We start from the raw sequence: 13,261 nt of genomic DNA on the forward strand, positions 1-13,261 counted from the left end.
ATTTCACCTACCTAATGGAGCATTGAAAGTAGGATAACAAAACCTACACCACATGCAATTAATACTGTTTGACGTAATGACTCGGCCCAGTGCGGACGACGGTGCATTTGTGGAATCAAATCGCTCACGGCAATATAAATAAAACTGCTAGCTGCGACGACTAGCAAGTAAGGCATAGCGGCGTGAGCGCGCTCTAAGAAGAAATAGGCCAAGACTCCACCCACCACTGCAGATAAGCCACAAATCAAGTTGTAGATCAAAGCACGGGTACGCGAGAAACCAGCATTGAGTAGAACAATGAAGTCTCCGATTTCCTGTGGAATCTCGTGGGCAATGATCGCAATCGCTGTAAAAATACCCACCTGGTAATCAGCCATAAATGCAGCAGCAATCAAAATGCCATCAACAAAATTATGAATACCATCCCCCACCAAAATCATCCAGCCGCTTCGACCAGCATTCTCAGCATCATGACCATGATGGTGATGATGACCATCGCCTTCATGGTGGTGATCATGGCGTAGTAGAGCAATTTTTTCTAACAAGAAAAATCCAAATAAACCAGCTAGCAATGTTGCAAATAAAAGTTGGGGGCGAGTGCCTGGGATATTAAAAGCTTCTGGCAAAGAGTGCAGCAGAGCAGTGGCAAGTAAGATGCCAACTGAAAAACTCACCATATTGTTAACCATCTTGGACAACAAGGTCACAGAAAAACTCGCCGCGATGAGGACGCTAGTAACACCTGCTAAGGCAGTAATTAAGACAATACTCTGTAAGACAGCCATGTACTTAAACTACTCCGTTTTTCTTAAACCAAGCGAGACACTTTTCCCAACCATCTTTAGCGGGACCTTCGCGATAAGTGGCTCGATAGTCAGCATGAAAAGCATGAGGCGCATCTGGATAGACTTCAATCAGTGAGGCTTTGGCCGCAGGATTGATGGGCGCTACCTTTGCTAATGCAGCGCGCATCTGGTCAACGCTTTCCAATGAGATACCAGCATCAGCACCGTCATATAAACCAAGAACAGGAGCTTTTAAGTCAGCAGCAATATCCACTGGATGGCGCGGATTACCCTCAGTTTTTTCATCAATCAAATGGCCATACCAAGCAACACCAGCTTTGACCTGAGGCAAGGTCGCTGATAGCCAAGTAATACGGCCGCCCCAACAGAACCCAGTAACGCCAACGCGCTTTAAGTCCCCACCATTTTTCCCGGCCCATGCGATGGCAGCCTGCAAGTCATTCATTACTTGTGCATCTGGGGTTTTAGCTACGACATTCGTCAGAATGTCTGCTACCGTACCGTAGGTGTTGGGATCGCCAGCGCGCACAAAGAATTCTGGGGCAATCGCCAGGTAACCCAGCTTGGCAAAACGTCTTGTGACATCTGCAATGTATTCATGGACCCCAAAAATTTCACTCACCACAATAATGACGGGCAAACTACCTTTCGCCTTCTCAGGACGCGAAACGTACGCTGGCAACTGAAAGCTACCAACAGGAATCATGACTTCACCAGCCTGAATTCCCTTAAAGTCTGTTTCAATAGCAGCAGCGATGACTGGCTCAGAAGCGGCCACAAAACCAATGCCCATTGCAGTGGCACCCATTACAGATGTCTTCATAAAATCTCTTCTACCCGCTTGCATTTTTACCTTAGTAGTCATTTTTTGTCTCCATGCGCCGATATTGAATAAAAGATTAGTGCGCTTCTTCCCAATTATCGCCAACTCCAATGCTGACGACTAAAGGAACTTTAAGCTGCGCTATATTGCACATTAAATCCGAGAGTTTGGCCTGTAATAAGTCAATCTCATCTAAGGGTACATCAAAGACCAATTCATCATGGACTTGTAAGAGTAATTTTGTTTTTAACTGCGCATTTTCAAGCCAATCTTCAACCGCAATCATTGCCAATTTAATTAGGTCGGCAGCTGTACCCTGCATTGGCGCGTTAATCGCAGCTCGCTCAGCACCCTGACGACGAGGGCCGTTCGAGCCTTTGATTTCAGGCAACCACAATCTTCTCCCAAAGACAGTTTCCACATAGCCGTTTTCTCTAGCCTCAAGACGGGTGCGCTCCATATACTGCGCAACACCTGGATAGCGATCAAAATACTTGGCAATATAGCTTTGCGCAGCAGAGCGCTCTATTCCTAAGTTGCCAGCCAATCCAAATGCACTCATGCCATAAATCAACCCAAAATTAATGACCTTGGCATAGCGACGCTGCTCAGAATTGACCTCATCCAAAGGAATGCCAAAGATCTCTGCAGCTGTCGCCTGGTGAACATCCTTGCCTTCTCGAAACGCAGTCAATAAATTCTCGTCTTGCGCAATATGCGCCATGATGCGCAACTCAATTTGCGAATAGTCTGCAGATAAAAGCTTGCAACCCGGTGCAGGAATAAATGCTTCACGAATGCGACGACCCTCTTCCGTACGCACTGGAATGTTTTGCAAATTAGGATCGCTAGAAGCCAAGCGCCCAGTGACTGCAGTCGCTTGAGAGAAGTTGGTATGCACACGACCCGTTTTTGGATCAGCCATCCGCGGTAATTTTTCAATATAGGTAGACATCAACTTAGCCAAACTGCGGTAATCCAAGATGCGCGCTGGCAATGGATAGTCCTCGGCGAGTTTTTGCAATACCTCTTCATCAGTAGAGGGAGCGCCCGAAGGCGTCTTTTTTATCACTGGTAATTGAAGCTGACCAAACAAAATTTCTGCAATTTGTTTAGGGGATTGGATATTAAATGGCTGCCCAGCAAGCTGATGAATTTCTCCCTCGAGCTCTAGCAGGCGCTTGCCCACCTGTTGGCCTTGTTGAGCCAATAAAGCCGAATCAATCCGAATACCATTACGCTCCATGATGTCCAAAACACGCATGGCAGGCATCTCGATCTTTTCATAGACATACAGGAGACCTGGGCTTGCCTGTATTTGAGGCCAAAGCTCCAGATGTAATCGCAAAGTAATATCCGCATCCTCGGCCGCGTAGTCGGTCGCAATCTGCAGATCTACTTGATCAAACCCAATCTGATGAACCCCTTTGCCACAAACCTCTTCATAGCGGATTGTTTTCATCCCCAAATGTCGCTCTGCCAAGCTATCCATATTATGTGGCAGATGAGATTCCAAAACATACGATTCGAGCAAAGTATCAAATGCCACGCCACCCAAGGTAATTCCATAGTTAGCAAAAATATGGGCGTCGTACTTTAAGTTTTGCCCAAGCTTTAAATGCTTGGGACTCTCTAACCAGGGCTTCATTCGCGCAAGCACTACATCTCGATTGAGCTGTGTCTCACCATTACGATGCGCTACCGGAATGTAGCAAGCTTCACCTGGCTTTACTGATAATGAAATCCCAACTAATTCTGCTGCTAATGCATCTAAGCTAGTAGTTTCTGTATCTACAGCAGTTAATGTAGATTGTTCAATTTTTTGAAGCCATTTATCCAGACCAGCTTCATCGGTGATGCACTCATAGTGACGCTCGATTGCATCCTGTAGATCTGCCGTATCTTGTGAAAGTGCTTTGGTAGGTGCGCTAGCAATCTCGCGTGCTTGTTTGCTCTCATCTACCCCGCTCACACTAGCAATCGGCGTGCTAGCCAAATCAAATGCGGCCTCCTCAGAAGCCCCGCCGGATGGACTTGTCAGCTGTTTTTCAACATCGCGCAACCAAGTTTTAAATGCATAGCGCTCAAATAGTTCTCGCAACAATGCAACATCTTCAGGTTTAGCGTGCAAATCATCTAATCCAGGAAGATGAGGCGATAAATCACAATCTGTTTTAACGGTAATCAGTTGTCGCGCTTGTGGCAACCAAGTCAATGTAGCGCGAAGATTCTCGCCCACTACACCTTTTACTTGATCAGCATTGGCTATCAGATTATCTAAACTACCAAATTCTGCTAGCCATTTGTTTGCAGTTTTTGGTCCCGCCTTGGGAACGCCTGGAACATCATCTACTGCATCACCAATAATGGATAAGTAATCCACAATGCGTTCTGGCGGCACTCCAAATTTTTCAATCACACCATCGATATCCAACTTTTCATTTGTCATCGTATTGATCAGCGTGACAGATGAATTGACTAACTGCGCTAAATCTTTATCGCCAGTAGAAATAATGGTTTCCCAACCAGCTTGTGTTGCCTGTGTTGCCAAAGTGCCAATGACGTCATCCGCCTCAACACCAGACACCATCAATACTGGCCAGCCTAATGCTTTGACCATCGCATGAATGGGTTCAATTTGCTTAACCAGGTCCTCTGGCATGGGGGATCGATGGGCCTTGTATTCGGAATACATTTCATCCCGGAATGTCTTGCCTTTGGCATCAAAAACACAGGCAATATGATCGGCCTTTAGCTCCGACCGGGCCCAGCGCATCATATTCACCATCCCATAAATAGCCCCAGTGGGCTCCCCAGCCCCATTTCTGAGGTCTGGCATGGCATGAAAGGCGCGATACAGGTAGCTAGAACCGTCTACCAACAAGAGTCTATGTTTAGTCATACCGCAATCGTACAATCTAGTTATGAACTACCTAGAGGTCTGGTTAAGGAATCAGGCCAAATAGGCCTAAAAAGGTGAAAAATGATGCATGCTCTAACAAATTTAATTAGCCACTCCCTAAGCCAGGGTCTGACTTTATTGAGCTTTTTAATGGTTTTTGGGTTTTTTGTTGCAAACCCAGCCCAGGCTCAGAACCCAGGTCAAGCCCTCAGTCAATCCGAGCTCAACCGAATCAATAATCAACCACTAGCCCCAACCGTAAGTCCATCTGGGGTTCTGGGTAACCCAGAAACTAGACAGCCTAGCTTTCAGCATAAAGAGCCAACAGGCACTGAAGTGATTGAATATAAGGATGCAAATAGCCCAACACAGATCCAAGTGAAGACCAAATACACCACCTATGAAATGTCTCCGCCTGATTCTGTAAAACCTGGAGCCCAGTCAGGCGAAGGCAGTCTCTTGAGCGTGCCAAGCATCAGCATTCCGATCCAGTAAAGAATCGTTACTGCTTTATGGCTGTTTTTACCCCGATTGAGCTTGATGAGATCTCCCAATGGATCTCTCAAGACTTCAATATTGGTGAAGCAAGCGCCCTACGTGGCATTCAAGGTGGTATCGAAAATTCTAATTTCTTCTTAGACACTATCAATGATGGCAAGAAGCAAGAATATGTTCTGACCATTTTCGAAAGACTTTCTACTGAGCAACTGCCATATTACTTGGAGTTAATGCGCCACCTTGCTAATCAAGCCATTCCTGTTCCAAAACCGATTGAAAACAAACGCGGAGAAATTCTCTTTTCTTTAAAAGGTAAACCAGCAGCCATTGTTACGAAGCTGCCTGGTCTATCCCGCTTGCAACCAGAAGCAAAGCATTGTGCACTCGTTGGCGAGATGTTGGCAAAGATGCACATCGCTGGTAAAAACTTTTCGGGGGTACAGGAAATCTTGGCTGGTGGCAGCAAACCATTCCTTTGGTGTTGCCCCATTTAAATTCATTGCAAAAAGAATTGATAACCCATGAATTAGCCGCACAAGAAGAATTCTTTTCTTCTAGTAACTACGATAAGCTTCCACAAGGTGCCAGCCACTGCGACCTCTTTCGCGATAATGTGCTATTTGATCCAAAAGATGCTAGTGATACCAGCCAAGATCAATTGGGTGGCTTCTTTGATTTTTATTTTGCCGGCACTGATAAATGGTTATTTGATCTAGCCGTCACGGTTAACGACTGGTGCCTTGCCGAGAACAAGCAAGATCTAGATCCCGCACGCGTTTTGATGCTTTAATGAAGGCCTACCAGTCGGTGCGCCCCCTGACCAAAGAAGAGCAAGCAAGCTGGCCGTTAATGACTCGTGCTGCCGCTTTGCGTTTTTGGGTTTCTCGTCTATGGGATTTTTATTTGCCTCGCGACGCCCAAATGCTCACACCTCACAATCCGACACATTTTGAACGTATTCTTCTTAGCCGTCGCATCTCATGAAACTGAACTCCGTTGCCCCTAAAGAAGGCTATACCTGGATCAGACAAGGTATCTGGCTATTTAAGCAAAATCCCTTGAGATTCTTGATGTTGATCTTCCTATATGTTTTTACAGCTCAACTGGCGGTGGTCGTGCCTATTATTGGCGTCTTTGCGATCTTATTGCTGACGCCAGCACTGTCAGTGGGTTTTATGACTGCCTGTCGCCAAGCCATTAATCAAGAGCGAATCAAACCCACGGTTTATTTTGTTGCCCTGCAATCCAGTGTATTGGTTCGCAAACGCATACTGCAGTTGGGTCTGATCTACACCAGCCTCATTCTTCTGCTCAGCTTTATTCTGAGTCTTTTGGTGGATTTCGAAACTCTGTTGCCCTTAATGATGGGTGACAACCCCATTACTCCTGAAGCAATGCGTCAAGTTTATTTGGTGTTACTTTTTGGCGCTACGCTCTATATTCCAGTAGCAATGTTGATGTAGTTTTCGCCAGTCTTAATTGCATGGGCTGATATGCCTGTTCCACAAGCGCTGTTCTCTAGTGCGATTGCATGTTGGACCAATAAGGCAGCATTCTTTTTCTACATGACCATCTGGAGTGTGGTTCTGATTGCGATTCCACTGACTATCGGTATGATTTTTGATGCATTCGATTTTGGTCAAGCGGCTTCATTCATCATTGCGCCAATTTCCATGGCTGGCTTAACAGTCATGCACTGCTCCTTCTATGCCACTTGGAAGGCATGCTTCACTGAGGATGTGATTGCTTTGTAGTTAATCAATCGCTGCAAGCTTAGCAATACTCAGTTGCAGCCACTTCACTCCGTGACGCTTAAAGTTCACCTGCGCTCGCGCATCCGCATCAACACCCTCAAGCCCCGTCACGCGACCTTCACCAAACTTAGTGTGAAATACATTCTGACCAACCTTAAATGGATAGTCACCACGCGGTGGTGACGCAAGCCTCTTCACCTCGGTAGAGGCTGAGCCAACCCGCTTTACAGAGCGCTGACGCTCACTTCCAGAATCAAAGAAATCATTTGACTCATATTCACGTTGACGGGTGTAACCATCCTGCCAGGTAGATCCCGTTCTAGCGCTACCACCCCAGCGTGCGTCTTTTGCTTTTGGAGTAAGCCACTTGAGAGACTCTGACGGTAGCTCTTCTAAAAAGCGCGATGGCATGTTGTAGCGAACTTGGCCATGCAGCATGCGTGATTGGGTGTGCGACAGGTATAAGCGCTCTTTGGCTCTTGTAATAGCCACATACATCAAGCAACGCTCTTCCTCGAGACCATTTTGCTCGTTAATACTGTTTTCATGAGGAAATAAACCTTCCTCAAGACCCGTAATAAACACCGCGGTAAATTCCAATCCTTTGGCCGAATGTACCGTCATTAGCTGGACCGCATCCTGCCCTGCTTGCGCCTGATTGTCACCGGCCTCCAAAGAGGCGTGGGATAAAAAGGCTGCCAATGGGGAAACCTCCACCACCCCAGGTGCATTCTCACCTGGAAGCATGGCAGCAGCGGCATCCTGACCATAACCCTCTTCCGCTATAAAAGCAGTAGCAGCATTAATCAATTCTTGTAAGTTCTCTACGCGATCTTGCCCTTCGCGCTCCGATAAGTAATGCTGAATCAAACCGCTATGCTGAATCACGAACTCGACAGTCTCGGGCAAAGTGTTGTGACGCGTTGCTTCCCGCATGTGATCTACTAGACGAATAAATCCACCCAAAGCGGCACCCGATTTTCCTTCCAAAGATGAAGCTGCAACATACAAAGAGCATTGCTGATCTCTAGCGGCATCTTGCAAAGCCTCAATCGATCTCGCGCCAATGCCGCGTGTAGGAAAATTCACTACGCGTGAAAATGAGGTGTCATCGTTTGGATTCTCAAGTAAGCGTAAGTAGGCAAGCGCATGCTTAATCTCGGCACGCTCGAAGAATCGCAAACCACCATATACACGATAAGGAATACCGGCAGAAAATAAGGCATGTTCGATAATTCGAGATTGCGCATTACTTCTGTAGAGCAATGCCACTTCAGTTCGCTTGATACCGCTATTAACTAAAGCCTTAATTTCATCCACCAACCATGCAGCTTCAGTATGATCACTTGGAGCCTCGTAGATACGGACCGGCTCGCCATGACCAGCATCAGTTCGCAGGTTCTTACCGAGACGCTCTGCGTTATTCGCAATCAAGTGATTTGCAGTATCCAAAATATGGCCATGCGAGCGATAGTTCTGCTCTAGCTTTACGAGCATCGGATGAAACTGCTTTTCATAGAGGCGCATGTTTTCCACATCAGCACCTCGAAAAGCGTAAATACTTTGGTCATCATCACCAACCGCAAAGACTGAACTACTGCCCATGCCGCTGACATTCACACCACTGGCATTATGACCTGAAAGCAATTTAAGCCAGGCGTATTGCAATGCATTGGTATCCTGAAACTCGTCAATCAGAATATGACGAAATCGTTCTTGATAGTGAGTGCGGATCGGCTCGCTATGCTTGAGCAATTCATAGCTACGTAACAGTAGCTCGGCAAAGTCCACTACGCCCTCACGCTGGCACTGCTCATCGTAAGCCGCATAGAGTTGCGCCATCTTGGCTTGAAAGTCATCACCCACTGCTAAATCTTTAGCGCGCTGTCCACGCTCTTTTGCATGCGCAATAAAGTATTGCAATTGCTTAGGCGGATATTTTTCGTCATCAATCTTTAAGCCCTTCAAAAGTCGCTTAATCGCCGATAACTGATCTTGGGTATCCAAGATCTGAAAAGTTGAGGGTAAGCCCGCCTCTTTATGATGGGCTCGCAATAAGCGATTACAAAGGCCATGGAAGGTGCCAATCCACATACCCCGGGTATTAATCGGCAACATAGCACTTAAGCGCACCATCATCTCTTTGGCAGCCTTATTGGTAAACGTCACCGCCAAGACGCCAATCGGGGATACCTGGCCAGTCTGAATCAACCAGGCTATACGGGTGGTGAGGACGCGGGTTTTACCGCTCCCTGCCCCCGCCAGAATCAAGGCAGACTGGGCCTGGCCATTTTCATTGACGGGCGGGAGGGTCACTGCCTCGCGCTGTTCTGGATTGAGGTTCGCGAGCAAGTCTGAGTACAAGTACATCGCCCCAATTATAATTTGCCTCTTATGCCAAATGCCTCAAATACCCCTAAATCGCCACTGGCCGGTTCAGTTGATGAACTCGCCAAGTCCTACGAACCCGCCCCAATTGAAGCCTACTGGGGTCCCGAATGGGAACGTCGCGGTATCGCTGATGCCAGCATGGATGAAGGCAAGGGTAATTTTTCGATTCAGTTACCACCACCCAATGTCACTGGCACCCTACATATGGGTCACGCTTTTAACCAAACCATCATGGATGGCTTGGTTCGACATGCACGTATGTCTGGCAAAAATACTTTATGGGTTCCTGGCACAGACCATGCCGGCATTGCAACGCAAATTGTTGTGGAGCGTCAGCTAGATGCTCAAAAAGTCTCTCGCCATGATTTGGGTCGTGCAAAGTTTTTAGAAAAAGTTTGGGAATGGAAGGAAACTTCTGGTAACACCATCACTCGCCAAATTCGTCGCCTTGGTGCATCGATTGATTGGGGTAAAGAGTATTTTACGATGGACAGCAAGATGTCCAAAGCAGTTGTGGAAGTATTTTTACGTTTGCATGAGCAAGGCCTTATCTACCGCGGTAAACGCTTAGTGAACTGGGATCCTGTTTTAGGTACCGCAGTTTCTGATTTGGAAGTGGTGAGTGAAGAAGAAGATGGCTCCATGTGGCACATCCGCTACCCACTCACCGATGGCTCTGGCCATCTCACGGTTGCTACCACTCGCCCTGAAACCTTGCTGGGTGACGTTGCCGTCATGGTGAACCCAGAAGACGAACGCTACAAACATCTCATCGGCAAATCCGTAAATCTACCCTTGTGCAATCGCGAGATTCCCATCATTGCAGATGATTACGTTGATCTAAACTTTGGTACTGGCGTTGTTAAGGTAACGCCCGCGCATGACTTTAATGACCATGCCGTAGGTCAGCGTCATCAGTTGCCGATGATCAATATTCTGACTTTAGATGCCAAGATCAATGAGAATGCGCCTGAAGCATACCAAGGTATGGATCGCTTTGTAGCCCGCAAACAAGTGGTTACAGATCTAGAGGCAGTCGGCTTACTAGAAAAAGTACAGCCGCACAAATTGATGGTGCCACGCGGCGATCGCACTCAAACCATTATTGAACCGATGCTGACAGACCAGTGGTTTGTAGCCATGTCTAAACCAAGCTCTGATAACAAATACAAATCTGGCTCATCGATTGCAGGCGCTGCATTAGATGCCGTTACCAAAGGGGATATCAAGCTGGTTCCAGAAAACTGGATTAACACTTACACCCAGTGGTTAGAAAACATTCAGGATTGGTGTATCTCTCGTCAACTCTGGTGGGGCCATCAGATTCCTGCATGGTACGGTGATGATGGTCAGATCTTTGTAGCACGCTCTGAGGAGGAAGCCAAGTCTAAAGCTGCTGCAGCTGGCTACACGGGTGCACTCAACCGTGATCCAGATGTTCTAGATACCTGGTTTAGCTCAGCACTCGTTCCATTTAGCTCGCTCGGCTGGCCAGATGAAACACCTGCCCTAAATCACTTCTTACCTTCATCAGTATTGGTGACCGGTTTTGACATCATCTTCTTCTGGGTGGCACGTATGGTGATGATGACTTGTCATTTCACTGGCAAGGTGCCATTTAATACGGTGTATGTACACGGCTTAGTACGTGATGCCGAAGGCCAGAAGATGAGTAAGTCCAAAGGCAATACCTTGGATCCAATCGATTTGATTGATGGCATCAAGATTGAAGAGCTTGTAGGTAAGCACACGACTGGCTTAATGAACCCCAAACAAGCTGAGAGCATTAGCAAGAAAACCAAAAAAGAATTTCCTGAGGGTATTCCAGCATTTGGAACAGATACATTGCGTTTTACCTTCGCCTCCTTAGCATCCTTGGGGCGCAACATCAACTTTGATCAAAAGCGTTGCAAAGGTTATCGCAATTTCTGCAACAAGCTTTGGAATGCAACTCGCTTTGTGCTTATGAACTGCCCCGGCGGCGATGAGGACAATGGTCTAGCGCCCTGTGATAACCAGTGCGGCCCAGAAGGTTATTTGGATTTCTCACCGGCAGATCGCTGGATTGTTTCGCAACTACAAAGAACTGAAGCCGAAGTTGCAAAAGGCTTTGAGAACTATCGTTTTAACAATATCGCCAGCAGCATTTATCAATTTGTTTGGGATGAGTATTGCGACTGGTATTTGGAACTAGCCAAAGTGCAGTTGCAAACTGGCACCCCTGCTCAACAGCGCGCGACCCGCCGTACCCTATTGCGAGTACTAGAGACCATTTTGCGCATGGCTCACCCACTCATCCCCTTTATAACGGAAACGCTTTGGCAAACTGTCGGACCTAAGTCTGGCAAAGAGCTCGCAAAACAAAACAAGCAGACTATTGCATTACAACCTTATCCGGTAGCGCAACCTGAAAAGATTGATGAGCAAAGCGAAGCTTGGGTAGCTCAGGTGAAAGCGATTGTGGATGCCTGCCGTAATTTGCGTGGCGAGATGCAAGTTTCTCCGGCACAAAAAGTACCACTCTGGATTTATGGCCCACAAGCTTTTCTAGAAAAGGCAACCCCTTATTTGCTGGCTTTAGCCAAACTGACCGAAGTTAAAATCTACAGCGATGAATCCGCCCTTGAAAAAGAGGCTCCTGGCGCACCGATTGCCCTAGTGGGTGATATCAAGCTCTTGCTCAAGATTGAGGTGGATGTTGCAGCAGAACGGATTCGCCTGGGCAAGGAAATTGAGCGTCTTGCCAATGAAATTACTAAAGCACGCAGCAAGCTTAGCAATGAGAGTTTCGTAGCTCGCGCCCCAGCTGAGGTTGTTGCCCAAGAAAAACATCGTCTTAGCGGTTTTGAACAAAACTATGAGAAGCTTGTTGCACAATTAGAACGTCTCAAATAATCTGTCATTCAGAATACGATCGGATCAAACCATGGCATTACATTTCAGCTCTAAAAAGGTTACTAAAGCAGTTTTTCCAGTTGCCGGCTTTGGCACACGCTTCCTACCCGCTACCAAAGCCAGTCCAAAAGAAATGCTTAATGTTGTCGACAAGCCTTTAATTCAATACGCAGTTGATGAAGCCATTGCTGCTGGTATTACTGAGTTGATCTTCGTTACTGGTAGAAGTAAACGTGCCATTGAAGATCACTTTGATAAAGCATATGAGCTCGAAGCAGCTCTTGAAGCAAAAGATAATCAAGATCTCCTTCACCTGGTTCGTAGCGTAAAGCCCGATAACGTCGATTGTGTTTACATTCGCCAATCAGAGCCTTTAGGCTTGGGGCATGCTGTTTTATGCGCAGAAAAATTAGTAGGCGATGAGCCCTTTGCCATCATCTTGGCAGATGATCTTCTAGATGGCCCAACCCCAGTTCTATCTCAAATGCTTAAAGTCCACGAAGAGCAAAGTGGATCCGTTCTGTCTGTCGAAAAAATTGATCCAAATAAATCGAGTTCCTACGGCATTATTGCCGGGAATGAAATAAGCCAAGGTGTCTATCGCTTAAATGGCATTGTTGAAAAACCTAAACCAGCAGATGCGCCATCAAACTTGGCTGTAGTTGGTCGCTATGTCCTCTCTTCTAAGATCTTTGAGCACATTCGTAACGTCAAACCTGGTGCAGGGGGTGAGATTCAATTAACCGATGCAATTGCCGCCCTTCTTCAAGAAGAGCCTGTATTTGGCTATGAATACGATGGCATTCGTTACGACTGCGGCAGTAAGCTCGGCTACCTCAAAGCATCAGTGAATTTTGCTTTGCGTCACCCAGAAGTGGGCGAAGACTTTGCAAATTACTTAAAAAACTGGTCTACAAAGTAATTGGGTAGACCTCATTTCACTGAAGTCTAGTATTTATCTTCGTTTTAAGAAGAAGACTAATACGTCACCCTCTGTTGAGCTTCCGATAAGCTCATTACCAGTTTGCTTGGCAAATGCTGGAAAGTCTCTTGCCGCCCCAGAATCAGTTGCCTTAATCTTCAGAACCTCACCTGACTGCATATTGGCTAAAGCTTTTTTGGTGCGCAAAATCGGTAAGGGGCAATTCATGCCAATTGTATCGACTTCTGCATTAAAGGCAATATTTTCTTC

The 13,261-nt window shown here is 46.6% G+C and carries 10 protein-coding genes and 1 pseudogene; 6 read left to right on the forward strand and 5 right to left on the reverse strand.

Annotation, left to right across the window (positions count from 1 at the left end; translation table 11 throughout):
* Positions 1 to 11: 11 nt before the first annotated feature.
* The 3 genes from DXE33_RS05980 to polA all read right to left on the reverse strand — a co-directional run bounded on the left by DXE33_RS05980 (position 12) and on the right by polA (position 4,531).
* Positions 12 to 785 carry a ZIP family metal transporter gene (locus DXE33_RS05980; RefSeq protein WP_114639089.1) on the reverse strand — a complete coding sequence of 258 codons (774 nt, stop codon included), beginning with the start codon at positions 783 to 785 and terminating at the stop codon, positions 12 to 14.
* A gap of 4 nt (positions 786 to 789) precedes the next feature.
* A complete protein-coding gene (locus DXE33_RS05985) occupies positions 790 to 1,629 on the reverse strand; it encodes a dienelactone hydrolase family protein (RefSeq protein ID WP_231970416.1) in 840 nt (279 codons plus the stop codon).
* A gap of 76 nt (positions 1,630 to 1,705) precedes the next feature.
* Positions 1,706 to 4,531: a DNA polymerase I gene (polA, locus tag DXE33_RS05990; RefSeq protein ID WP_114639091.1), complete on the reverse strand. Its 2,826-nt coding sequence runs from the start codon at positions 4,529 to 4,531 to the stop codon at positions 1,706 to 1,708.
* A gap of 150 nt (positions 4,532 to 4,681) precedes the next feature.
* Between polA and DXE33_RS05995 the strand changes: the two genes are divergently transcribed.
* The 4 genes and pseudogenes from DXE33_RS05995 to DXE33_RS10225 all read left to right on the forward strand — a co-directional run bounded on the left by DXE33_RS05995 (position 4,682) and on the right by DXE33_RS10225 (position 6,783).
* Positions 4,682 to 5,026, forward strand: a complete 345-nt coding sequence (locus tag DXE33_RS05995; RefSeq protein ID WP_231970417.1) for a hypothetical protein — start codon at positions 4,682 to 4,684, stop codon at positions 5,024 to 5,026.
* Between the two features lie 17 nt (positions 5,027 to 5,043).
* Positions 5,044 to 6,013, forward strand: a pseudogene (locus tag DXE33_RS06000) (homoserine kinase).
* On the forward strand, positions 6,010 to 6,492 hold the full coding sequence (locus tag DXE33_RS10220; RefSeq protein ID WP_231970419.1) for a BPSS1780 family membrane protein: 483 nt from the start codon (positions 6,010 to 6,012) through the stop codon (positions 6,490 to 6,492). The pseudogene DXE33_RS06000 and the gene DXE33_RS10220 overlap by 4 nt, the downstream one beginning before the upstream one ends.
* Before the next feature lie 30 nt (positions 6,493 to 6,522).
* Complete coding sequence (locus tag DXE33_RS10225) at positions 6,523 to 6,783, forward strand: hypothetical protein (protein WP_231970420.1); 261 nt, start codon at positions 6,523 to 6,525, stop codon at positions 6,781 to 6,783.
* Here DXE33_RS10225 and DXE33_RS06010 read toward each other — a convergent pair whose 3' ends face one another.
* Positions 6,784 to 9,153: a UvrD-helicase domain-containing protein gene (locus DXE33_RS06010; RefSeq protein ID WP_114639093.1), complete on the reverse strand. Its 2,370-nt coding sequence runs from the start codon at positions 9,151 to 9,153 to the stop codon at positions 6,784 to 6,786.
* Between the two features lie 24 nt (positions 9,154 to 9,177).
* On the opposite strand from DXE33_RS06010, the gene DXE33_RS06015 reads away from it, so the two are divergent.
* Both DXE33_RS06015 and galU read left to right on the forward strand, forming a co-directional pair.
* Positions 9,178 to 12,069: a valine--tRNA ligase gene (locus DXE33_RS06015; RefSeq protein ID WP_114639094.1), complete on the forward strand. Its 2,892-nt coding sequence runs from the start codon at positions 9,178 to 9,180 to the stop codon at positions 12,067 to 12,069.
* Between the two features lie 31 nt (positions 12,070 to 12,100).
* On the forward strand, positions 12,101 to 12,991 hold the full coding sequence (galU, locus tag DXE33_RS06020) for a UTP--glucose-1-phosphate uridylyltransferase GalU (RefSeq protein WP_114639095.1): 891 nt from the start codon (positions 12,101 to 12,103) through the stop codon (positions 12,989 to 12,991).
* A 33-nt stretch (positions 12,992 to 13,024) separates the two neighbouring features.
* Here galU and DXE33_RS06025 read toward each other — a convergent pair whose 3' ends face one another.
* Positions 13,025 to 13,252, reverse strand: a complete 228-nt coding sequence (locus tag DXE33_RS06025; protein WP_114639744.1) for a sulfurtransferase TusA family protein — start codon at positions 13,250 to 13,252, stop codon at positions 13,025 to 13,027.
* Between the last annotated feature and the right edge of the window lie 9 nt (positions 13,253 to 13,261).

The sequence above is a fragment of the Polynucleobacter necessarius genome (assembly GCF_900096765.1).
Lineage (GTDB): Bacteria > Pseudomonadota > Gammaproteobacteria > Burkholderiales > Burkholderiaceae > Polynucleobacter > Polynucleobacter necessarius_F.